The organism is Streptomyces sp. NBC_00045 (assembly GCF_045041095.1).
GTDB lineage: Bacteria > Actinomycetota > Actinomycetes > Streptomycetales > Streptomycetaceae > Streptomyces.
In genome coordinates this window covers 2,514,929-2,535,618 of sequence record NZ_CP108271.1, presented here as the reverse complement: position 1 = coordinate 2,535,618, position 20,690 = coordinate 2,514,929, and the positions used below count along the sequence as shown (strand labels likewise).

The 20,690-nt window shown below is 71.2% G+C and carries 22 protein-coding genes; 14 read left to right on the top strand and 8 right to left on the bottom strand.

Annotated elements, in window-relative coordinates; translation table 11 throughout:
• Positions 1-6: 6 nt before the first annotated feature.
• Entirely contained in the window at positions 7-378 is a 372-nt protein-coding gene (locus OHA65_RS11945; RefSeq protein WP_327283108.1) for an ArsC/Spx/MgsR family protein, read from the bottom strand.
• A gap of 107 nt (positions 379-485) precedes the next feature.
• On the opposite strand from OHA65_RS11945, the gene OHA65_RS11940 reads away from it, so the two are divergent.
• A complete protein-coding gene (locus OHA65_RS11940) occupies positions 486-743 on the top strand; it encodes a hypothetical protein (RefSeq protein ID WP_327283107.1) in 258 nt (85 codons plus the stop codon).
• An 89-nt stretch (positions 744-832) separates the two neighbouring features.
• On the opposite strand, the gene OHA65_RS11935 is transcribed toward OHA65_RS11940, so the two are convergent.
• Complete coding sequence (locus OHA65_RS11935; protein WP_327283106.1) at positions 833-2,014, bottom strand: PP2C family protein-serine/threonine phosphatase; 1,182 nt, start codon at positions 2,012-2,014, stop codon at positions 833-835.
• A gap of 89 nt (positions 2,015-2,103) precedes the next feature.
• On the opposite strand from OHA65_RS11935, the gene OHA65_RS11930 reads away from it, so the two are divergent.
• From OHA65_RS11930 to OHA65_RS11920, 3 genes are all read left to right on the top strand, one after another.
• Complete coding sequence (locus OHA65_RS11930; RefSeq protein ID WP_327283105.1) at positions 2,104-2,814, top strand: VIT family protein; 711 nt, start codon at positions 2,104-2,106, stop codon at positions 2,812-2,814.
• A 54-nt stretch (positions 2,815-2,868) separates the two neighbouring features.
• Positions 2,869-3,762 carry a TIGR01777 family oxidoreductase gene (locus tag OHA65_RS11925; protein WP_327283104.1) on the top strand — a complete coding sequence of 298 codons (894 nt, stop codon included), beginning with the start codon at positions 2,869-2,871 and terminating at the stop codon, positions 3,760-3,762.
• A gap of 215 nt (positions 3,763-3,977) precedes the next feature.
• A complete protein-coding gene (locus OHA65_RS11920) occupies positions 3,978-5,234 on the top strand; it encodes an FAD-dependent oxidoreductase (RefSeq protein WP_328762516.1) in 1,257 nt (418 codons plus the stop codon).
• 149 nt (positions 5,235-5,383) lie between these two features.
• On the opposite strand, the gene OHA65_RS11915 is transcribed toward OHA65_RS11920, so the two are convergent.
• Positions 5,384-6,826 (bottom strand): regulator, encoded by a 1,443-nt coding sequence (locus OHA65_RS11915; protein WP_327283102.1) that lies wholly within the window; start codon positions 6,824-6,826, stop codon positions 5,384-5,386.
• Between the two features lie 389 nt (positions 6,827-7,215).
• On the opposite strand from OHA65_RS11915, the gene OHA65_RS11910 reads away from it, so the two are divergent.
• The 8 genes from OHA65_RS11910 (at position 7,216) to OHA65_RS11875 (ending at position 12,682) form a co-directional block, all read left to right on the top strand.
• Positions 7,216-7,407, top strand: coding sequence for a hypothetical protein (locus OHA65_RS11910; RefSeq protein WP_033222303.1), 192 nt, complete (start codon positions 7,216-7,218; stop codon positions 7,405-7,407).
• Positions 7,394-7,915, top strand: coding sequence for a DUF6879 family protein (locus OHA65_RS11905; RefSeq protein ID WP_405761826.1), 522 nt, complete (start codon positions 7,394-7,396; stop codon positions 7,913-7,915). The genes OHA65_RS11910 and OHA65_RS11905 overlap by 14 nt, the downstream gene beginning before the upstream one ends.
• On the top strand, positions 7,912-8,742 hold the full coding sequence (locus tag OHA65_RS11900) for a helix-turn-helix domain-containing protein (RefSeq protein WP_405761824.1): 831 nt from the start codon (positions 7,912-7,914) through the stop codon (positions 8,740-8,742). Before OHA65_RS11905 ends, OHA65_RS11900 begins: the two co-directional genes overlap by 4 nt.
• 432 nt (positions 8,743-9,174) lie before the next feature.
• A complete protein-coding gene (locus OHA65_RS11895; protein WP_327283100.1) occupies positions 9,175-9,453 on the top strand; it encodes a hypothetical protein in 279 nt (92 codons plus the stop codon).
• A 76-nt stretch (positions 9,454-9,529) separates the two neighbouring features.
• On the top strand, positions 9,530-10,327 hold the full coding sequence (gene lipB / locus OHA65_RS11890; protein WP_328762514.1) for a lipoyl(octanoyl) transferase LipB: 798 nt from the start codon (positions 9,530-9,532) through the stop codon (positions 10,325-10,327).
• 111 nt (positions 10,328-10,438) lie between these two features.
• Positions 10,439-11,386 (top strand): lipoyl synthase, encoded by a 948-nt coding sequence (gene lipA / locus OHA65_RS11885; protein ID WP_327283098.1) that lies wholly within the window; start codon positions 10,439-10,441, stop codon positions 11,384-11,386.
• 389 nt (positions 11,387-11,775) lie between these two features.
• On the top strand, positions 11,776-11,973 hold the full coding sequence (locus tag OHA65_RS11880) for a hypothetical protein (RefSeq protein WP_054225563.1): 198 nt from the start codon (positions 11,776-11,778) through the stop codon (positions 11,971-11,973).
• Positions 11,974-11,983: 10 nt separating this feature from the next.
• A complete protein-coding gene (locus OHA65_RS11875; protein WP_327283097.1) occupies positions 11,984-12,682 on the top strand; it encodes a DUF4191 domain-containing protein in 699 nt (232 codons plus the stop codon).
• 82 nt (positions 12,683-12,764) lie between these two features.
• Here OHA65_RS11875 and OHA65_RS11870 read toward each other — a convergent pair whose 3' ends face one another.
• Positions 12,765-13,232, bottom strand: a complete 468-nt coding sequence (locus OHA65_RS11870; RefSeq protein WP_327283096.1) for an RDD family protein — start codon at positions 13,230-13,232, stop codon at positions 12,765-12,767.
• A gap of 184 nt (positions 13,233-13,416) precedes the next feature.
• Here OHA65_RS11870 and glnA point away from each other — a divergent pair, with 184 nt between their 5' ends.
• Entirely contained in the window at positions 13,417-14,826 is a 1,410-nt protein-coding gene (glnA, locus tag OHA65_RS11865) for a type I glutamate--ammonia ligase (protein ID WP_327283095.1), read from the top strand.
• Positions 14,827-14,886: 60 nt separating this feature from the next.
• Here glnA and OHA65_RS11860 read toward each other — a convergent pair whose 3' ends face one another.
• The gene (locus OHA65_RS11860) at positions 14,887-15,573 is read right to left on the bottom strand and encodes a TetR family transcriptional regulator (RefSeq protein ID WP_327283094.1); all 687 of its coding nucleotides are present in this window, start codon (positions 15,571-15,573) and stop codon (positions 14,887-14,889) included.
• A gap of 85 nt (positions 15,574-15,658) precedes the next feature.
• Between OHA65_RS11860 and OHA65_RS11855 the strand changes: the two genes are divergently transcribed.
• Complete coding sequence (locus OHA65_RS11855; protein WP_327283093.1) at positions 15,659-16,429, top strand: SDR family oxidoreductase; 771 nt, start codon at positions 15,659-15,661, stop codon at positions 16,427-16,429.
• Between the two features lie 4 nt (positions 16,430-16,433).
• On the opposite strand, the gene OHA65_RS11850 is transcribed toward OHA65_RS11855, so the two are convergent.
• The 3 genes from OHA65_RS11850 to OHA65_RS11840 all read right to left on the bottom strand — a co-directional run bounded on the left by OHA65_RS11850 (position 16,434) and on the right by OHA65_RS11840 (position 20,615).
• Positions 16,434-16,952 carry a DUF4240 domain-containing protein gene (locus OHA65_RS11850; protein WP_327283092.1) on the bottom strand — a complete coding sequence of 173 codons (519 nt, stop codon included), beginning with the start codon at positions 16,950-16,952 and terminating at the stop codon, positions 16,434-16,436.
• Between the two features lie 123 nt (positions 16,953-17,075).
• The gene (aceE, locus tag OHA65_RS11845; RefSeq protein WP_327283091.1) at positions 17,076-19,760 is read right to left on the bottom strand and encodes a pyruvate dehydrogenase (acetyl-transferring), homodimeric type; all 2,685 of its coding nucleotides are present in this window, start codon (positions 19,758-19,760) and stop codon (positions 17,076-17,078) included.
• A gap of 231 nt (positions 19,761-19,991) precedes the next feature.
• Positions 19,992-20,615, bottom strand: coding sequence for a GntR family transcriptional regulator (locus tag OHA65_RS11840; protein ID WP_327285624.1), 624 nt, complete (start codon positions 20,613-20,615; stop codon positions 19,992-19,994).
• Positions 20,616-20,690 lie beyond the last annotated feature (75 nt).

Below are 20,690 nucleotides of genomic sequence, written 5' to 3'. Positions count from 1 at the left end.
GACGGTTCAGCCCCGGCGGGACAGGGCCTCGCGGACCGCCTCCTCCGAGCGGGCGACCACCGCCGTGCCGTCCTCCGCTGTGATGATCGGGCGCTGGATGAGCTTCGGGTGCGCCGCCAGGTGGGCTATCCAGAGCCCGCGGGCCTCGTCCGTCTCCTCGCGCGGCAGGTCCCGTACGCCGGTCTCCTTCGCGAGCGGGTCCGAGGTGCGCGTGATGTCCCACGGCTCCAGGCCGAGCCGGTCCAGGACCTCGCGGATCTCGCCCTCGCTCGGCACGTCCTCCAGGTACCGGCGCACCGTGTACTGCGCACCCTCCGCGTCCAGCAAGGTCAGCGCGCTGCGGCACTTCGAACAGGCGGGATTGATCCAGATCTCCATGGCCGCCAGCCTATCCGGAGCATGTCTGGCCAGGGGCTTCTGTCAGTGGTCCCCGGTAAAATCGAGGGAGAACGACAGGAAGCCAACTACCGTTTGGGAGGCTGTAGATGGCCACTGCCATGACCATGGGGCCCGTCAAGAAGAAGCCGCTTCCGGCGGGCCTGCCCCGCGAGTGGTACGAGAGCCACAACCGCCGTCTGAAGGCGATGCGGTTGGCAATATCCCTGCTCGACTCGGGGACGTACGACGCCCGCCGCGCCACCAACCGGAAGATCCGCACGATGGCGGTCCGCACGGGCGTCCACCGTCCGTCGAATGTCACGTGCAAGATGGTCCGCGCCTTCATCATCAGCAACGGAGCCTGAGCACCTCACCGCACGGCACCTCACCGCACGGCACCGCGCCACACCGCACCGCCCGGCCGGGTCGGACCCGACGCGTCCGACCCGGCCGGTCATCCGGCGCCGTCCGTGGAGTCCGGGAGGGACAGCACCAGCAGGGCCACGTCGTCGCGCGGGCCGCCGTCGGTGAACTTCACCAGGTCCTGCCACACCGCCCCGACCAGCCCCTGCGGATCCTTCGCCAGGACCGGGACCCGGGCGGCCAGCGGGTAGAACTCGCCCGCCGCGTCCCGGGCCTCGGTCACCCCGTCCGTGTGCGCGAGCAGCCGGTCGCCCGGCAGCAGAGGTACGTCGGCCACCACCGCGAGGTCCTCTCCGGCGAGCCCGAGCCCCAGCGGAGGGCCCGGCTCGACGGTCACCTCCGACACGGTGGAGGCCCGGAGCAGCAGCGCCGGCGGATGCCCGCACGAAACGATCCGTACGAGCCCCAGCCCGGGCGGGAACTCCAGCAGCAGCGCCGTCGCGAACAGCTCCGGATGCCCGGCCGATCCGTCGCCCGGCCCGGCGGGGTCCGCGGGGCCGGCCGGGTCCGCCGGGCCGGGCGGGCCCGTGGTGTCCGCCGCAGGGCGCGCCGGGGCCGCGGTGTCGGCCAGCAGTCTGCGGTCCAGCCGGGCCGCCACACCCGCGAGCTCCGGATCGTCCAGTACCCCTTCCCGGAAGGCGCCGAGCAAGGCGGCCACCGTGCCGACGGCCGCCAGGCCGTGCCCCTGCACGTCCCCGACCAGCGCCCGCACCCCGTACGGCCCGGCCCGTACGTCGTACAGGTCGCCGCCGACCAGGGTGCCGCGCTGGGCGGCCCGGTACAGCCCGGCGCAGCGCACCGGACCGACCCGGTCCGGCACCGGCGGCAGCACCGCCAGCTGCGCCGCCTCCGCGACGGTCCGTACGCTGACCAGCTGGGCGTCACGGCGCCGCCGGACCCAGGCGATCACCACGCTGAGCAGCCCGATCGCGGCCACCGTGGCCAGGTCGGTGCCCCGGGCGTGAGCGACCCCGATCCACGGCTCCCCGAGCAGGAAGAGCACCAGGGCGGCGAAGACGGCGGTCCCGGCGGCCCCGTACGCGAACGCCGCCACCGGGGGCAGGCCGGCGAGGAAGAAGCCCAGCTCGATGTCACCCGGGGTGGCCCGCTGCGCGAGGACCAGCCCCACCAGCGCCACGGCGGGTGCGAGCCGCGCCCAGCGTGGTGGTGGCTTTCCCTGCAGCCAGCCGGGCTCCTCGCGTCGGCGTCTCACCCCTCCACCCTGGTACGCGCGCCGGGGCCGCGCACCCCGGACCGGCCTGCCGGGTGGCCGTGCGGGGGCCGGGCGCCGACAGTGGTCCCGTGACGGATACGGGTACGCACGGGTCGGCGGAGCAGAGCGCGGCGATCAGCACACGGTTGAACTGGCTGCGGGCGGGGGTGCTCGGCGCGAACGACGGGATCATTTCCACCGCCGGGCTGGTGGTGGGCGTGGCCGGGGCCACCACCTCGCGCGCGTCGATCCTGGAGGCGGGAGTGGCCGGACTGCTGGCGGGATCGCTGTCGATGGCGGCGGGGGAGTACGTCTCGGTGAGCTCCCAGCGGGACTCGGAACGGGCCGCCCTGGAGGCGGAGCGGCGGGAGCTGGCGGAGGAGCCGGAAGCGGAGCTGGAGGAACTGACCCAGCTGCTGGAGGCCAGGGGGCTGAACCGGGAACTCGCCAGGGAGGCGGCGGTGCAGCTGACGGAGCGCGACGCGCTGAAGGCGCACGCCCGGGTGGAGCTCGGGATCAACCCCGACGAGCTGGCCAACCCCTGGCACGCGGCGTTCGCCAGCCTGATCGCCTTCACGGTGGGGGCGGTGCTGCCGCTGCTGGCGATCGTGCTGCCGGGGCCGTCGCAGCGGGTACCGGTGACGGTGGCGGCGGTGCTGGGGGCGCTCACCCTGTGCGGGGTGATCAGCGCACGGCTGGGCGGTGCCCCCGCCCCGCGGGCGGTCTTGCGCAACGTCACCGGCGGCGCCCTGGCGATGGCGGTCACGTACGCGGTGGGCACCTGGCTGGGAACCGTCTGAGCGCGCCGCGTCGCGCCGCACCCCTGTCGTGGGGCGGGGTTGCATCATGGGGGCATGCGCATTGCGATCACCGGGTCGACCGGGCTCATCGGGCATGCCCTCGTACGGTCCCTGCGGGCGGACGGGCACGACGTGGTGCGGTTCGTGCGCCGCACGCCCGCCGCTCCCGACGAGGCGGCCTGGGATCCGCGCCGCGGGTACGTCGACCCCGCCGGGCTCGCCGGCTGCGCGGCCGTCGTCCACCTCGCCGGGGCCGGGGTCGGCGACCGCCGGTGGAACGCCGCGTACAAGCGGGAGATCCGGGACAGCCGGGTCCGCGGCACCGACGCCATGGCCCGGGCGATCGCCGCGCTGGACGCGCCGCCCGCCGTCTTCGTCTGCGGCACCGCCGTCGGCTACTACGGCGACACCGGCGAGCACGCCGTCGACGAGCACGCCCCGGCGGGGCAGGGCTTCCTGCCGGAGGTCTGCATCGAGTGGGAGGCGGCCGCCGCCCCCGCCCAGGAGGCCGGCGTACGGACGGTGTTCGCCCGGACCGGACTGGTGGTCGCCGCCGAGGGCGGGGCCTGGGGCAAGCTGTTCCCGATCTTCCGGGCGGGGGTCGGCGGCAGGCTCGGCAACGGCCGCCAGTACTGGTCCTTCATCTCCCTGCACGACGAGATCGCCGCCCTGCGGTACGCCGTCGACACCCCGGAGCTGTCCGGCCCCGTCAACCTGACCGCCCCCGAGCCGCTGACGAACCGTGAGGTCACCGCCGCGATGGGCCGCGTACTGCGCAGGCCGACGCCGTTCCCCGTACCGGCGGCGGCCATGCGCGTGGTGCTCGGCGAGTTCGCCGGGGACGTGTTGGGCAGTCAGCGGGTGCTGCCCTCCCGGCTGCTGGAGTCCGGGTTCACCTTCCGGCACCCCGGGATCGACGAGGCGATCCGGGCCGCCCTCGGCCGGTAGCGGGCACCGCCCGGGCCCCTGCTCCCGCGCTGCCCGGCCCCCGTCCGAGGCCCTTCCCGGCCCCGGCCGCCGGCCCCGTGCGACCGTCTGTGACCCGGATGCGACCGCCGTGCGACCGGGCCCGACGGCAATACCCCACCGAACTCGGGTTCCCCTGGAGCCGGTTGGGGGAAGGAGGATTCCCACACAGCCGCGCCGACCTCGGGGAGGGGCACGTGCTCAGCAGCTCACACCGCGCCGCACAGCATGCGGACGTCGTCATCGTAGGAGCCGGGGTCTCAGGACTCGCGGCGGCGCACCACTTGATCGCGGCAGGGGTCGCGGTCACCGTCCTGGAAGCCGCCGACGATCCCGGCGGCCGGATGGCCACCGAGCACGTCGACGGATTCCGGCTGGACCGGATCGGGCAGTTGCTCAACACCTCGTACACGGAGCTCGACCGGACCCCCGGCCTGGCCGGCCTGGTCCTGCGGCCCTTCGCGCCGGGGGTGCTCGTCCACACCGACGGCAGGCAGTTGCGGGCCGGGGCCCTGACCCCGGCCCGCGCGCTGGCCAGCGGATCCTTCGACCAGGCCCGGCTCAGCGCCTACCTCGGCCGGCTCGCCGCCCTGCCGGTGGAACGCGTACTGGCCCGCCCCGAGCGCACGGCGCTGGCCGCCCTGCGCTCCCGGACCCACGGCGCGACCCTGCGGCCCCTGCTCTCCGCGCTGCTCCGCGATCCGGAACTCACCACCTCCAGCCGGGTTGCCGACCTCGCCCTGCGCACCTTCGCCCGCGGCCGGCTCGCCGTGCCCGAGGGTGGAGCAGCGGCCCTGCCCGACCTGCTCGCCGCCGCGCTGCCACCGGGCACGGTGCGCACCGGGGTCCGGGTCCGGTCGGTGGCGACCAACCTGGTCACCACCGAGGAACACGGCGACTTCAGCTGCCGTTCCGCCGTCCTGGCCACCGGGGCGCGGGCGGCCTCGGAACTGCTGCCGGGGCTGCGGGTTCCGGCGTTCCACGAGGTCACCGTCATCCACCACGCCACCGCCGCGCCGCTCCCCTGGGACGGCTCGCTCCTGCTGGACGCCGACACCCGGTGGCCCGTCGCCCACACCGCGGTGATGAGCGCGGTCGACCCGGTGCGGGCCCCCGCCGGCCGGAGCCTGGTCACCACCACCGTGCTCGGCCCGCCGCCGCCCGCCCGCACGGTCGCCTCGCGCCTGGCCCGGCTGTACGAGACCGGCACCCGGGACTGGGAGCTGCTGGCAGTCCACCACGCCCCGGAGGCCGTCCCCGCGATGCCGCCGCCGTACGACCTGCGCCGTCCGGTCCGGGTCCTGGCCGGGCTGTACGTGTGCGGGGACCACCGCGACTCCAACACGGTCCAGGGGGCGCTGCACTCGGCCCGCCGCGCCGCCACGGCCGTCCTGCGCGACTTCGGCATCCGGCTCCCGGCGAGCGCGGAACCAGCCCTTCCGGCGGTGGCCTGAGAAGCCCGACACCGGGGCCCGGTTCCCTCCGCGGAACCGGGCCCCGCCCACCGCCCCGCCCACCGCCCCGCCCACCGCCCCGCCCACCGCCCCGCCCACCGCCCCGCCCACCGCCCCGCCCACCGCCCCGACCGCCTCGCCGGCGGCGCTCACGGCAGGGCCGCGACCCGGTCCCGGTACGTCCGTACTGCCGAGGCGTCCCGGTACGGCTCCAGCCGGCGCTCGAAGTCCCGTACGTACTCCACCGCGCGCACCGACCGCATCTCCATCGCCTGCTGCGCGGCCTCCGCGCCCAGCGCGCACGCCTGGTCCAGCTCTCCCAGCCCCAACCGGGCCGTGGCCAGCACCACCCGGCAGAACAGCCGCGAGCGCGCGAAGCCCGGCGCCCGCAGCTGCAGCGAGCGCTCCGCGTGCTGGGCCGAGGCCCGGTACTGCTGGAGGTCCCGGTGGCAGTGCCCGAACTCGTCCGCCAGCTGCGCCTCGTCGAAGAGGCGCGCCCAGTGCGGTACGTCGTCCCCCGGCCGGGCCCCGCCCAGCGCCCGCTCGGCCCGCACCAGCGAAGCCGTCGCCGCCCGGACCTCGCCCAGCACCGCGTGTCCGCGCGCCTCCGCGGAGTGCAGCAGCGCCTGCACCACCGGCGGCGGCCCGGAGCCGACGCCCTGCTGCGCGACCCGGGCCAGCTGCACCGCCTCCCGGCCGTGGCCGAGGTAGACGGCCTGCCGGCTCATGGTCACCAGCACGTACGAGCCGTACGGCCGGTCCCCGGCCGCCTGTGCGAGGCGCAGGGCCTGGACGAAGTAGCGCTGGGCGAGCCCGTGCGCGGCGATGTCGTACGAGGTCCAGCCGGCGAGCCGGGTCAGGTCGGCGGCGGCGGAGAACAGCCGCCGCCCGGTGGTCTCCCCGTAGGTGCCGCGGAGCATGGGCTCGGCCTCGTGCTCCAGGTAGCGCACCAGGGCCTGTCGGGCGTGCCCGCCGCCGTAGGCCTGGTCGAGGGTCCGGAACAGCTCGCTCACCGACCGCAGCGCCGCGATGTCCCCGCCGGTCACCCGCTGGCCGGGCCCCCGGTCGATCTGCCGCTGGCGGGGCACCGAGCCGCGCCCCTGCACCGGGACCCGGGTCGCGGTCGCCGGATCGGCGCCGCGGCCCACCCGCTCGTCGGGCCGCCCGATGAGCCAGTCCCGGCTGGGTACGACCAGTCCGGCCGGGGTGAACGCGATCTTCCGCAGCTCGGCGTGGGAACCGGAGTCCTTGCGCCACAGACCGCTGGCGATGTCGACGGCCTCCTCCGGGGTGGCCGCGAACTCCAGACCGGCGTAGACGGGCGCGCAGGCGTCCAGGCCCAGGTCCTGGGCGGAGAGCCGCCGGCCCAGCCGGCGGGTGAAGACCTCGGCGATCAGCGCCGGGGTGGTGCCGCGCGGCTGCTGCCCGCGCAGCCATCGGGTCACGGAGGTCTTGTCGTACCGCAGATCGAGACCGTGTTCGAGGCCGAGCTGGTCGACGCGGCGGGCCAGACCGGCGTTGGAGAACCCGGCTTCCGCGATCAGCGCCGCGAGCTGCCGGTTGGGGACGCGCTGGGCAGGTCGTTCCGTCATCGGCTCCACGGTTTCCTGACGTGACGGACCGGAGTCCCGGCCCTGTGAACGGCGTGAATGTAGCGGCGAACTCCGCCCATGCCGCCCTCTCTGTCCCACATTCATCCGATCGTGTGCAGAACAGAGCCCGGGGTGGACAGTGGCCCGTGGCCAAGAAGGATCGTTGGCCGATAACTGACCCATCTAGATGCGTTTGCTGGATAGGTGTAGCGGTGCTGGCGCCGTGCTGGAATCCAGCGCCCAGGGACCCCCGGCCACAAAGGTCGGGGGTCTTCTGCTGTCCGGGCCGGTTTCCCGTTCCCTCAATCGTGATCGCTTGACCCCGGGGTCACGGGGTCGGGAGCATCGAACGCGGCACTACGCCGAACGGGAGAGGGGAACCGGAAGCCATGAAGGTGACCAAGCTGATCAGCACCTGTGACGTGAAGGACTGCCCGACGATCTACGCCACCGACCGAGGTACGTTCCTCGTGCAGGGCGAGACGCCCGACGACCACGGGCTCAAGATTCCCGCTCACGAAACCCTCGTGGAGATCCCCGTCGAGCTGATCAAGAAGGCCATTGCCGATGGCCTCATCTAGCACCCTCGCCGAACTCTTCGAGCGGTTCCAGCACGAGGCTTTCCGCCTGGAGACTCTGGACGACTACAGCGGCTCCGGGAACGTTGATGCCTACCGGGCCTTCCAGGCCGGTCAGGAGCGGCCTGAGGGCTACAACGCCGGATGGGTCGAAGAACTCCGAGGACTCACGCACGAGGGCAAGCGGGTGTACCGCGTGCACGTCCTCAAGCGGCCTCTCACGGAGTACCTCCGATTCGAGCTGGGGTGGGGCTACCGGACGAACATGACCGGCGGGGAAGAGTTCTTCATCCTCGACGTGACGGACGCCCCGAACCCGCTCGACGCCGTTCCGGACTTCTGGCTCTTCGACTCCAAGGGCACGGCCGTGATGCGGTACGACGACGCCGGGGGATTCCTTGGCGCCGACGTTCTGCCACAGGACGACGCTGCCGCTTACGTCGCCTACCGGGAAACGGCACTCGCCCACGCGGAGCCGTTCACCGACTGGTGGGCCAAGTACGGCGAGTGAACAAGGCACAGCTCGGGGCCGCGCTGCGGGCACTGCGAGAGGCATCCGGCAAGGAAGCCAAAGCAGTCGCTCGTAGCGCCCTCATGTCTCCGTCCAAGCTTTCCAAGATCGAGAACCCCAACCTCCTGCCGAGCGCCACGGACGTGGAGCGCATCCTGACCGCCATAGGCGTCTCTGACGCCATCAAGGCCGAGTACACGGAAGCTGCCCGCGCGGCGACCACTGAGGCCACCGCGTGGCGTCTCCTCAAGCGGGCCGGCATCCACAAGGGCCAGCAGGCGGCGAAGGCCCTGGAAGCTCAGATGGCCGTCCTGAGGCTGTTCCAGCCCGCCTTGGTGCCCGGGTTGCTCCAGACGCCCGAGTACATCCGCGCCATCCTTCAGCGCCATGACCTGAGCGAGGACGCCCTCACGCGCACGATCAGCGGCAGGCTTGAACGTCAGGCGGTGCTGTTCGACAGCACGAAGAAGCTCCGCTTCGTCATCACCGAACCCGTCCTTCGGTGGCGGATCGTCCCGCCCCCGATGATGGCCGCGCAGCTCGACCGGATCGTCTCCATGTCCCGCCTCGCGCACGTAGACATCAGGGTCGTGCCGCTGTCCGCCCCGCAGACGGACATCGCCAATCACGCCTTCGTCGTCCGAGACGACCGCATGGTGACCGTTGAGACGGTGCACGCCGAGATAGTCGTCACGGATCCGCGCGACGTTGAAATGTACGTCCGGAAGTTCGAAGGATTCGAGAAAGCGGCGGTGTCCGGCGATGAAATGCGGAGCCTCGTTGAAGGCATCCGGGACGGGTTTTTGAGGGAACAGGAAACCGGCTAGGAACTGTCTCCGGCCCTGGTCACTATTGCTGCCGACGCAGCGAGGGTGACGTGAAGGGGTGAGGTGATGGCGGCAGCAACGACGGCACAGCAGCAGGCAGCAAAGCTCTTCATGCCCCCGTGGCCGCAGCCTCCCGCTAGCTGCGACAGGTGCCAGAAGTGCTCGGACACGCCTCCATCACCATCACTGCCGGCACGTACGGGCGCATGACGCCGGACTCCATGCTCCAGGCCGTGAACGTGCTCGACGGGATCTTGGGGCTGGCCGCGTAACGGCGACTCAGCACCGGTGATGACCCCGTGCTGAGATGTGCTGGCATTAGCACATGGAGCAGCCCATGCGTACAGGTCAAAGCCACACTCACTCGTTTGTGTGCAGAATCGGTAGGGCCCTTTACGGACTGGCCTCCTCCGTCCGCGTACGCTGCGCGACATGACCCGCAGGCCCACCGGGGCGGATCCCTCCGCCGACGCCACCGCGCCACTGCTCGCGCCCGAACTGACCGAGGCCGAGTGCCGCCGCTGCGGCACGTACATCGCGGGGCTCGACGGCCGGTACGCGTGCGGGGTGTGCGGCTGGGTCAACGACCACTCGGAAGGCCACCGGCGGCTGCCGCGGGCCGACGAGGACCCGGACCGGCCGCCCCGGGGCCGCAAGCGGCCCAAGCCGCTGCCGCCGGGCCCCGAGGACGCTCCGCCAACGGGCCGCTGAGGGGTAGGAAACCGGCCGCCGTACCCTTGGCTGGTGCGGTACGTGCACACGGCAGGTTCAATGAGGAGGCGCTGCGGTGGCTGAGCTTGGGTTTGTCCATCTGGGCTTCGGACCCGATTACGTCGAGTACACCCAGGCGTGGGAGGAGCAGCGGCGGGTCCACGCCGCGCGCTTCGCGGACGAGATCGGCGACACCTGCCTCCTGCTGGAGCACCGGCCCGTCTACACCGCCGGCCGGCGCACCGACGACAACGAGCGCCCGCTGGACGGCACGCCCGTCGTGGACGTGGACCGCGGCGGCAAGATCACCTGGCACGGCCCCGGCCAGCTGGTCGGCTACCCGATCATGAAGCTGCCCCGCCCGGTCGACGTCGTCGCGCACGTGCGCCGCCTGGAGGAGGGGCTGATCCGCACCGCCGCCGAGTTCGGCCTGGAGACCACCCGGGTCGAGGGCCGCTCCGGGGTCTGGGTGCTCGGCGACCCGATCGAGGAGCGCCCGAAGATCGGCGGCCTCTCGCTCGACTTCGACCCGCGGCTGACGGACGAGGAGTTCGACCCGCGCCTGAACGGCCCCGAGTACGCCCCCTCCAACGCCGGCCAGCGGCGTGAGGACCGCAAGCTCGCCGCCATCGGCATCCGCGTCGCCAAGGGCGTCACCATGCACGGCTTCGCGATCAACGTGAACCCGGACAACACCTGGTTCGACCGGATCGTTCCCTGCGGCATCCGGGACGCCGGTGTGACCTCGCTCTCGTACGAACTGGGCCGCGAGATCACCATCGCCGACGTGCTGCCGGTCGTCCAACGCCACCTGAAGGACGTACTGGAGCAGGCCGAGCTGCGGCCCCGGGAGATCGAGCCCGCCGCGGGCTGACGACCGGGGGGAATGCGTCCGGCCGCCCCCAGGTTGGCCGACGTAAGAGCGTATGAAATTACGGGCGTACCCTGGTGGGCGCCGAAGAATCGAAGTCACAGGGAGCCGGTCGTGTCCGCAGTCGCACCCGACGGACGCAAGATGCTGCGCCTGGAGGTCCGTAACAGCCAGACCCCCATCGAGCGCAAGCCCGAGTGGATCAAGACCCGGGCGAAGATGGGTCCCGAGTACACGAAGATGCAGGCCCTGGTGAAGGGCGAAGGACTGCACACCGTGTGCCAGGAGGCCGGTTGCCCCAACATCTACGAATGCTGGGAGGACCGCGAGGCCACCTTCCTCATCGGCGGCGACCAGTGCACCCGGCGCTGTGACTTCTGCCAGATCGACACGGGCAAGCCCGAGGCCCTGGACCGGGACGAGCCGCGCCGCGTCGGCGAGTCGGTCGTCACGATGGACCTGAACTACGCCACCATCACGGGCGTCGCGCGCGACGACCTGGCCGACGGCGGTGCCTGGCTGTACGCGGAGACCGTGCGCCAGATCCACCAGCAGACGGCGGGCCGCGAGGCCGGCCACACCAAGGTCGAGCTGCTGGCCCCCGACTTCAACGCGGTCCCGGAGCTGCTGGAGGAGGTCTTCGCCTCCCGCCCCGAGGTCTTCGCGCACAACGTCGAGACGGTGCCGCGGATCTTCAAGCGGATCCGCCCCGGCTTCCGCTACGAGCGCTCGCTCGACGTGATCCGGCAGGCCCGCGCCTACGGCCTCGTCACGAAGTCCAACCTGATCCTGGGCATGGGCGAGGAGCGCGAGGAGGTCTCGGAGGCGCTGAAGGAGCTGCACGAGGCCGGCTGCGAGCTCATCACCATCACCCAGTACCTGCGGCCTTCGCCGCGGCACCACCCCGTCGAGCGCTGGGTGAAGCCGGCCGAGTTCGTGGAGCTGGCGAAGGAGGCCGAGGAGATCGGCTTCTCCGGCGTGATGTCGGGCCCGCTGGTCCGCTCCTCGTACCGGGCCGGCCGCCTCTACCAGCAGGCGATGGAGAAGCGCAGCCGAGTCTGAGCGCAGGTTGAGGGTCCGCCCGAGGTACGAGGGCGGGCACTCGGCCGGAGCGGTGGCGAGGTGGAGCTCGACCGCGGGGACGGAGAAGCGCAGCCGGGTCCGGGGGACGCGCGTGAGGGTGTGACGCGCGCTACCACCCGGACTGTGTGAACTCACGCACAAAGTCTTACCAGCGGGTAACACCGCATCGACGCGGCCCCTAGGCTCTTTTGTAACGAAGAGCCCGGCGGGCCGCGTAAATGTTTCATCACCGTTTGACCGAGCGGTCATGCCCTGGTAACACCAGTCAGTGACGATGGGTCCACGCACCGCACACACCGCTGACCCTCCCCGCCGTGCACCTCGGCCCCCCGACGAGCACCGTGAGCACCGTGAAAGGGATCGACATCATGCAGGCCGCGCCCGTACGCGCCATTGCCATTCCGTCGTTCACCGACGCCTTCCGGGGCTTCGAGTCCCTGCTCATGAGCGGCGCCCGCCGCAACGCGTGGACCGCCGTACTGGAGGACCGCCGCAGAGCCAAGGACCGGGTCGAAACCGAACACGTACTTGAGGCCGCGGCGACCCGGACCCCGCAGGCCACGTAAACTTCGCTCTATGGCGAGGAAGTCAAACGCAGAGACTGCTGCGAACCCCGGGCGACTGAAGCAGATCGCCCTGACGTACAAGATGACGCGCAAGGCCGACCCGAAGGTCGGTCTGATCGTCGCGGGCGTGGGAATCGTCACCTTCGGTGTCTTTCTCGCGATCGGCTTCCTGATCGACCACCCGGTCTACCTGGGCATCCTGGGCTTCCTGGTGGCGTTCCTCGCGATGGCGATCGTCTTCGGACGGCGGGCCGAGCGGGCTGCCTTCGGGCAGATGGAGGGACAGCCGGGCGCGGCCGCGGCCGTACTGGACAACGTGGGGCGGGGCTGGACGACCACCCCGGCCGTCGCGATGAACCGGAGCCAGGACATCGTCCACCGGGCCGTGGGCAAGGCCGGCGTCGTGCTGATCGCCGAGGGCAACGCGAACCGGCTCAAGCCGATGCTCGCCGCCGAGAAGCGGAAGCTGGCCCGGATCATGCCGGACGTCCCGGTGCACGACTTCATCGTGGGCACCGGCGAGGGCGAGGTCCCGCTGAAGAAGCTCCGTACGACGCTGCTCAAGCTGCCGCGCGTCCTGGCCGGCCCGCAGATCACCCAGGTCAACGACAAGCTGCGCGCCATGGGTGACCTCATGAGCAACATGCCGCTGCCGAAGGGCCCGATGCCCAAGGGCACGCGGATGCCGCGCGGCGGAAAGATGCGCTGACCCGTTCAGGCGATCTTCGTATACGACAGAAGGGGCGCCCCGGACCGATCGGTCCGGGGCGCCCCTTCTGTCGTGCGTCTTCCTAGATGCGGACCTGGACGGCGCGCGCGAGGCGGTCGTGCAGGCCGCGCCCGTCGCGGTCCCAGACCAGCGCCGGGATGACGAGGGCGAGCAGCAGCGTGCGCAGCACGACCCGGCCGAAGCCGAGGCGGCCGCCGCCCTCCGCGACGACCCGCAGGCCCACGAGCCGCTTCCCGGGGGTGAATCCCACGGTGCCGACGGTGAGGATGCTCAGCACCACGAAGAGCGCGAGCGTCCAGTTGCCCGTGGCGGTCGCGTTGCCGCCGGTGATGAGCCCGTATGCGATCACCTGGCAGCCGATCCAGTCGATGGCGACGGCGCCGAAGCGGCGGCCGAACCGGGCCGCGGAGCCGGACCCCTCCTGGGGCAGTCCGAGCCGCTGGCCCGGGTAGCCGAAGTCGACGCCCATGTCCTCGGCGGCCGCGCGGGGGCCGGAGAGCCAGGATCCGAGTGCTTGCCTGTTGTCCACCCGACCACGGTACCTGTGCGGCTCCACGGCCTTCCGGCGGGACCCTGGTTAACTTGTGCGAAACAAATGGGTCATGCTTGAGAAATCCCGTCTGCTTATGGTCGGGTCAGCGTGCGGCACCGCACTGACGCACCACGAGCTATAAAGCCCGCCCTGCCCCGGGGCCGGGAGTAGGAGGAGTTGGATGTTCCAGAACGCCGACGAAGTGAAGCAGTACATCGAGGAGAACGACGTCAAGTTCGTCGACGTCCGCTTCTGCGACCTGCCTGGTGTGATGCAGCACTTCACCATCCCGGCTCGGGCGTTCGACCCGGCTGAGGAGCTCGCCTTCGACGGCTCCTCGATCCGCGGCTTCCAGGCGATCCACGAGTCCGACATGGCGCTGCGTGCCGACATCACCACCGCGCGTCTGGACCCGTTCCGCAAGGACAAGACGCTCAACATCAACTTCTTCATCCACGACCCGATCACGGGCGAGGCCTACAGCCGCGACCCGCGCAACATCGCGAAGAAGGCCGAGGCGTACCTCGCCTCCACCGGCATCGCCGACACCGCGTACTTCGGCCCCGAGGCCGAGTTCTACGTGTTCGACAGCGTGCGCTTCGCGACCTCCGCGAACGAGGGCTTCTACCACATCGACTCCGAGGCCGGCGCCTGGAACACCGGTTCCGAGGAGAACAACCGTGGTTACAAGGTCCGCTACAAGGGTGGTTACTTCCCCGTAGCCCCGGTCGACCACTTCGCCGACCTGCGCGCCGAGATCTCCCTCGAACTGGACGCCCAGGGCCTCCAGGTCGAGCGCCAGCACCACGAGGTCGGCACCGGTGGCCAGGCCGAGATCAACTACAAGTTCAACACGCTGCTCGCCGCGGCCGACGACCTGATGCTCTTCAAGTACATCGTGAAGAACGTCGCCTGGCGCAACGGCAAGACCGCGACCTTCATGCCGAAGCCGATCTTCGGTGACAACGGCTCGGGCATGCACGTGCACCAGTCGCTGTGGGCGAACGGCGACCCGCTGTTCTACGACGAGGCCGGCTACGCGGGCCTGTCGGACACCGCCCGCTACTACATCGGCGGCATCCTCAAGCACGCCCCGTCGCTGCTCGCCTTCACCAACCCGACGGTGAACTCGTACCACCGCCTGGTCCCGGGCTTCGAGGCGCCGGTCAACATGGTGTACTCGCAGCGCAACCGCTCGGCCGCCATGCGCATCCCGATCACGGGCTCGAACCCGAAGGCCAAGCGCGTCGAGTTCCGCGCCCCGGACCCGTCCTCGAACCCGTACCTGGCGTTCGCGGCCCTCCTGCTGGCCGGCCTCGACGGCGTCAAGAACAAGATCGAGCCGATGGAGCCGATCGACAAGGACCTCTACGAGCTCTCCCCCGACGAGCACGCGAGCGTCCCGCAGGTCCCGACCAGCCTGGAGGACGTCCTCAAGGCCCTGGAGAACGACCACGAGTACCTCCTGGCCGGCGGTGTCTTCACCCCCGACCTGATCGAGACCTGGATCGACTACAAGCGCACGCACGAGATCGCCCCGATCGCCCTGCGCCCGCACCCGCACGAGTTCGAGATGTACTTCGACATCTAAGAAGCAGTGCACGCAACGGCCCCGCCGCTCTCCCCGGAGAGCGGCGGGGCCGTTCGTCGTTCAGGCTCCCGGCGCCGCGGCCGTTCCTCCGGGCCGGCGGAGCAGCGGCATCGCGCCCGTCAGGTCGCGCAGGCAGCGGACCGCGAGTTCGGCGGGGCAGCCGGTGCCCGAGACCGGGGCGTCCGTGGTCGACCAGAGTTCCAGGGAGATGCGGATGGCGTCCGTGGCCGCCGCCGCGAGGAGGCGGACGCCCAGCGGGTCGGCGTCCTCGCCGACCAGCCGGGCGATCACCGGGACCAGGCGCTCCTCGGAGTCCTGGTTCACCCGGTACCAGACCGCGCGCAACGCCTCGTCGGCCTGGGCCGCGCGGAGCAGGCCGCGGGTGACCTCCAGGCCCTCCTCGACCGTCCGGGAGTCGCTGAGCGAGCGGGTCACCGCGCGTTCCAGGGCCTCGTCGAGGGGCGTGCCGGGGTCCTCCTCGGCGAGCAGTGCGCGCCAGGCGTCGCCGCCGCCGGCGAGCAGCGGGGCCACGGCCTCCTGCTTGTTGCGGAAGTACCGGTAGAACGTACGCAGCGCGACGCCGGCGCGGTGCGCGATGTCCTCGGCGGTGGTGCCGTCGGGGCCGTGTTCGGCGAACAGGGCGCAGGCCGCGCGGGCGATGTCGAGCTGGGTGGCGGCCTTGCGGCGCTCGGTCAGCGACTGGGCTCCGGGGCCTGCCAGGGGGGAGTACGGACGAGGGGATCTCACGGGTGAAGCCTACCCCTCGGCAATGAGAGGGATTGCATGCTTTGACACTCTGGCAAAACATGTCGCATGCTCGTACGCTCGCCCCATGAACCGTTACGAAGGACGTCGCGTCCTCATCACCGGCGGGGGCTCCGGCATCGGCCGGGCCACCGTCCACCGCATCCTCGCCGAGGGCGGCCGCGTCCACACCGTGGACGTCAACGAGGCCGGCCTGAAGGCGACCGCCGACCGGGCCGCGGCCGACGGCCACGCCGGCCGGCTCACCACCGCCGTCCTCGACATATCCGACGAGGCCGCCGTACGGAGCGGTGTCGCCGCCGCCGTCGAGTCCCTCGGCGGGCTCGACGTCCTGGTCAACGCGGCCGGCATCCTGCGTTCCGCGCACACCCACCAGACCACGCTCGACTTCTGGAACCAGGTCATCGGGGTCAACCTCACCGGTACCTTCCTGATGATCCGCGAGTCGCTCCCGGCGCTGCTGGAGGGCGACCAGCCGGTCGTCGTGAACTTCAGCTCCACCTCGGCGTCCTTCGCCCACCCCTACATGTCCGCCTACGCGGCCAGCAAGGGCGGCATCCAGTCCATGACCCACGCCCTGGCCGCCGAGTACAGCAAGCAGGGCCTGCGCTTCGTCGCCGTCGCGCCCGGCTCCATCGAGAGCGGCATGACCACCGGCAACGGCCCCGGCCTGCCCGAGGACACCGACTGGAGCCTGTTCGCCAAGCTGGCCCCGGCCCTCGGCCAGGGCTTCGCGGGTCCGCAGACCGTCGCCGGCGTCGTCGCCATGCTGGGCTCCGAGGACGGCGCCTTCATCACCGGTACGGAGATCCGCATCGACGGCGGTACGCACTACTAGCCGCTCAGCCCCTGAAGCGGTCCCACAGCCGGGGGAAGCGCTCCGCGAGCACGGCTTCGTCCTCGAAGTCCAGCGGGGTGCCCTCCGGCTCGGCGGCCTGGAGCGCGATCCCCAAGTCCGGCGCCACCGCCCCGGTCAGCTGTTCGTACGCCTCGTCGGCCGCGTACCCCAGTTCCTCGCCGTCCCCGTCGATCTCCTCGTCGAACTCCTCCAGGAGCTCCGCGAGCGCGTCGGGGTCGTGCACCCCGCCCTCGAAGACCTCCCGGCCCTGGCCGATCAGCCAGCACCGGAAGTAGTCGAACGCGTCGTCGCTCGCCCCGTCGAGCAGCACCCAGGCCGCGCCCCACAGGTCCCACGTGTACGCCCGGTTGTACCGGGACTCGAAGTGCCGGGCGAAGTCCAGGACGGAGTCCGGGTCGAGCTGCGCCAGCCGCTCCACGAGCAGCTCGGCGTGCTCCTCGGGGTCGCCCTCGGCGGCCTCGCGGGTACGGTCGACGATCTCCCAGAACTCCGTCTCGTCCATCACCGCTCCAGCATCACGGGTGCGCCCCCTCGCCGCCACCGCGCATACGGCCAAAGGCCGGTGTACGACCCCGTTTACGAGGTCGTACACCGGCCTTCGGCCTACCGTGCCCGTGCCCGAGGGCTACAGGCCGTAACGCTCGCGCGCCTCCTTGATGGCGGACGCCGGGACCTCGCCGCGGCGGGCGAGCTGGGCCAGCGCGGCCACCACGATCGACTGCGCGTCGACGCCGAAGTGGCGGCGGGCGCCCTCGCGGGTGTCGGACAGGCCGAAGCCGTCCGTACCGAGCGAGGTCCAGTCCTGCTCCACCCACTGGCTGATCTGGTCCGGGACCTGGCGCATCCAGTCGGACACCGCGAGGACCGGGCTCGTGACGCCCTCCAGGGCGCGGGTGACGAACGGGGTGCGCATCTCGCCGCGCAGCAGCGCCTCGTCGCACTCCAGCGCGTCGCGGCGCAGTTCGCCCCAGGAGGTGGCGGACCAGACGTCGGCGGCCACGTTCCAGTCGGCGGCGAGCAGCTGCTGTGCCTCCAGGGCCCAGTGGATGGCCGTACCCGAGGCCATCAGCTGGATCTTCGGGGCGTCCGCGGCCGGGGCCGCCTCCGCCAGGTCCGCCGCCGTGTTGAAGCGGTACAGACCCTTGAGGATGCCCTCCTCCACGCCCTCGGGCATGGCCGGCTGCGGCTTCGGCTCGTTGTAGACCGTCAGGTAGTAGAAGACGTCTTCCGGCTTCTCGCCGTACATGCGGCGCAGACCGTCCTTGACGATCACCGCGATCTCGTACGCGAACGCCGGGTCGTAGTTGAGCGACGCCGGGTTCGTGGACGCGATCAGGTGGGAGTGGCCGTCCGCGTGCTGGAGGCCCTCACCGGTCAGCGTGGTGCGGCCGGCGGTGGCGCCGACGATGAAGCCCTTGCCGAGCTGGTCGGCGAGCTGCCACATCTGGTCGGCGGTGCGCTGCCAGCCGAACATCGAGTAGAAGATGTAGAACGGGATCATCGGCTCGCCGTGCGTCGCGTACGACGTGCAGGCGGCGATGAAGTCGGCCATGGCGCCGGCCTCGGTGATCCCCTCGTTGAGGATCTGGCCGTCCTTGGCTTCCTTGTAGTACATGAGCTGGTCGCGGTCGACCGGCTCGTACGTCTGGCCCAGCGGCGAGTAGATGCCGGCCGACGGGAACAGGGACTCCATACCGAAGGTACGGGCCTCGTCGGGGACGATCGGAACCCAGCGCTTGCCGGTCTCCTTGTCGCGCATCAGGTCCTTGACCAGACGGACGAAGGCCATGGTGGTGGCCATCTCCTGCTTGCCGGAGCCCTTGAGCAGTGGGGCGAAGGAGCGCTCGGCCGGAGCCGGCAGGGCCACGTGGTGGACCTTGCGGGCCGGGGCGGGGCCGCCGAGGGCCGCGCGGCGCTCGTTCAGGTACTGCACCTCGGGGCTGTTCGCGCCCGGGTGACCGTACGGGACCTTGCCGTCGACGAAGGCGCTGTCCGGGATCGGGAGGCCCAGGAGGTCGCGCATGTTCTTGAACTCGTCGGTCGTCAGCTTCTTCATCTGGTGGTTCGCGTTCTTCGACTCGAACCCGGCGCCCAGCGTGTAGCCCTTGACGGTCTGCGCGAGGATGACCGTCGGCGCACCCTTGTGCTCCAGGGCGGCCTTGTACGCGGCGTAGACCTTGCGGGGCTCGTGGCCGCCGCGGGAGCTGTGGAAGCACTCGGCGATCTTCGCGTCGGAGAGCACCCCGGCCAGCTGCACGAGCTCGGCGTTGGCGCCGAAGAAGTGCTGGCGGATGTAGGCCACGTCGCGGGTCGCGTACGTCTGGAACTGCGCGTCCGGTACCTCGCGCAGGCGGCGTACGAGGGCGCCCGTGGTGTCGAGCTGGAACAGCTCGTCCCAGGCGGAGCCCCACAGCGACTTGATGACGTTCCAGCCGGCGCCGCGGAACTGGGCCTCCAGCTCCTGGACGACGCGGAAGTTCGCGCGGACCGGACCGTCGAGGCGCTGCAGGTTGCAGTTGATGACGAAGGTCAGGTTGTCCAGCTGCTCGCGGGAGGCGAGGGCCAGGGCGGCGGTCGACTCCGGCTCGTCCATCTCGCCGTCGCCGAGGAAGGCCCAGACGTGCGAGTTGGCGGTGTCCTTGATGCTGCGGTTCTGCAGGTAGCGGTTGAAGCGCGCCTGGTAGATCGCGGACAGCGGGCCGAGACCCATGGAGACCGTCGGGAACTCCCACAGCCAGGGCAGGCGCCGCGGGTGGGGGTAGGACGGCAGGCCGTTGCCGCCGGCCTCCTGGCGGAAGTTGTCGAGCTGCTGCTCGGAGATGCGCCCGTCGAGGAAGGCGCGGGCGTAGATGCCGGGGGAGGCGTGGCCCTGGATGTAGAGCTGGTCGCCGGATCCGTCGGCCTCCTTCCCGCGGAAGAAGTGCTGGAAGCCGGTCTCGTAGAGCCAGGCCGCCGAGGCGAAGGTGGCGATGTGGCCGCCGACGCCGTACTTGGAGCCGCGGGTCACCATGGCCGCCGCGTTCCAGCGGTTCCATGCGGTGATCTTGGCTTCCATCTCCTCGTCACCCGGGAACTCGGGCTCGGCGGAGGTGGGGATGGTGTTGACGTAGTCCGTCTCCAGCAGCTTCGGCAGGGCGAGGCCGGCGGCCTCGGCGTGCTGGAGGGTGCGGCGGAGCAGGTATTCGGCGCGGCGCGTACCGGCGGCCTTGGCGACGGCGTCGAGGGAGGCCGCCCATTCGGCGGTCTCCTCGGTGTCGCGGTCCGGGAGCTGGTCGAGCTCGCTCGGAAGCTTTCCTACGGGGTCGGACATCGGTGTGCGCCGCCTTCCGGACAAAGGAGAGGTGGTGAAAAATCCCTGACGGGCAGGACAGGGTCGGTGGACCCGGGTGGGGTCCGTCGTCGACTGTAAATCGCTGATCGATGATCGATCAAATGAATGTGGCGAAGAAATGTCCAGCGGCCGAAAGTCGGCACCCGGTGCCATGAAAATAGGCACCCGGTGCCGGGTAAAACGGGACGAACCAACCTGTCGGTGCGACCGTCAGGCGCGGGGCGCGCACCCCAGGACGTGCCGCTTCACCAGCACGCCGATGTCCGGATCCTGATTGCGGAACGCCTCCACGAGGGCCGCGTGCTCCTCCGCGTACGACTTCTGGACGGTTCCCAGCCAGCGGATGGACAGGGCCGTGAAGACCTCGATGCCCAGGCTCTCCCAGGTGTGCAGCAGCACGCTGTTCCCGGCCGCCCGCACCAGCTCCCGGTGGAAGCCCACGGTGTGCCGCACCTGCGCGGTCCCGTCCTCGATCCGGTCGGCCTCCCACAGGGCCGCCACGTGCGGCTCCAGCGTCGAGCAGTCGGCCGCCAGCCGGGGTGCGGCCAGCTCTGCCGCGATCTGCTCCAGACCGGCCCGGACCGGGTAGATCTCCTCCAGGTCGGCCGCCGACAGGTTCCGTACGCGCACGCCCTTGTTCGGCGCCGACTCGATCAGCCGCAGCGTCTCCAGCTCGCGCAGCGCCTCGCGCACCGGCGTCTGGCTGACCTCCAGTTCCACGGCGATCCGACGCTCCACGATCCGCTCACCGGGCTTCCAGCGCCCGCTGACGATCCCCTCCACGATGTGCTCGCGGATCTGCTCGCGCAGCGAGTGCACGACGGGTGGGGTGATCATCCGGGCTTCATCTCCTGTGACGGCACGATCGCTTCGATGCGTAGACAATACGGCGCAGTAGCCCGCCGGGAT

Bases quoted from the DNA above. Each gene is read 5' to 3' on its own strand.
- OHA65_RS11940 (WP_327283107.1), top strand. From the start codon at position 486: ATGGCCACTGCCATGACCATGGGGCCCGTCAAGAAGAAGCCGCTTCCG.
- OHA65_RS11905 (WP_405761826.1), top strand. From the start codon at position 7,394: ATGGCCTCATCTAGCACCCTCGCCGAACTCTTCGAGCGGTTCCAGCAC.
- OHA65_RS11895 (WP_327283100.1), top strand. From the start codon at position 9,175: ATGACCCGCAGGCCCACCGGGGCGGATCCCTCCGCCGACGCCACCGCG.
- glnA (WP_327283095.1), top strand. From the start codon at position 13,417: ATGTTCCAGAACGCCGACGAAGTGAAGCAGTACATCGAGGAGAACGAC.
- OHA65_RS11850 (WP_327283092.1), bottom strand. From the start codon at position 16,952: ATGGACGAGACGGAGTTCTGGGAGATCGTCGACCGTACCCGCGAGGCC.
- OHA65_RS11915 (WP_327283102.1), bottom strand. From the start codon at position 6,826: ATGACGGAACGACCTGCCCAGCGCGTCCCCAACCGGCAGCTCGCGGCG.
- OHA65_RS11925 (WP_327283104.1), top strand. From the start codon at position 2,869: ATGCGCATTGCGATCACCGGGTCGACCGGGCTCATCGGGCATGCCCTC.
- OHA65_RS11945 (WP_327283108.1), bottom strand. From the start codon at position 378: ATGGAGATCTGGATCAATCCCGCCTGTTCGAAGTGCCGCAGCGCGCTG.
- OHA65_RS11875 (WP_327283097.1), top strand. From the start codon at position 11,984: ATGGCGAGGAAGTCAAACGCAGAGACTGCTGCGAACCCCGGGCGACTG.
- aceE (WP_327283091.1), bottom strand. From the start codon at position 19,760: ATGTCCGACCCCGTAGGAAAGCTTCCGAGCGAGCTCGACCAGCTCCCG.
- OHA65_RS11910 (WP_033222303.1), top strand. From the start codon at position 7,216: ATGAAGGTGACCAAGCTGATCAGCACCTGTGACGTGAAGGACTGCCCG.
- OHA65_RS11855 (WP_327283093.1), top strand. From the start codon at position 15,659: ATGAACCGTTACGAAGGACGTCGCGTCCTCATCACCGGCGGGGGCTCC.
- OHA65_RS11880 (WP_054225563.1), top strand. From the start codon at position 11,776: ATGCAGGCCGCGCCCGTACGCGCCATTGCCATTCCGTCGTTCACCGAC.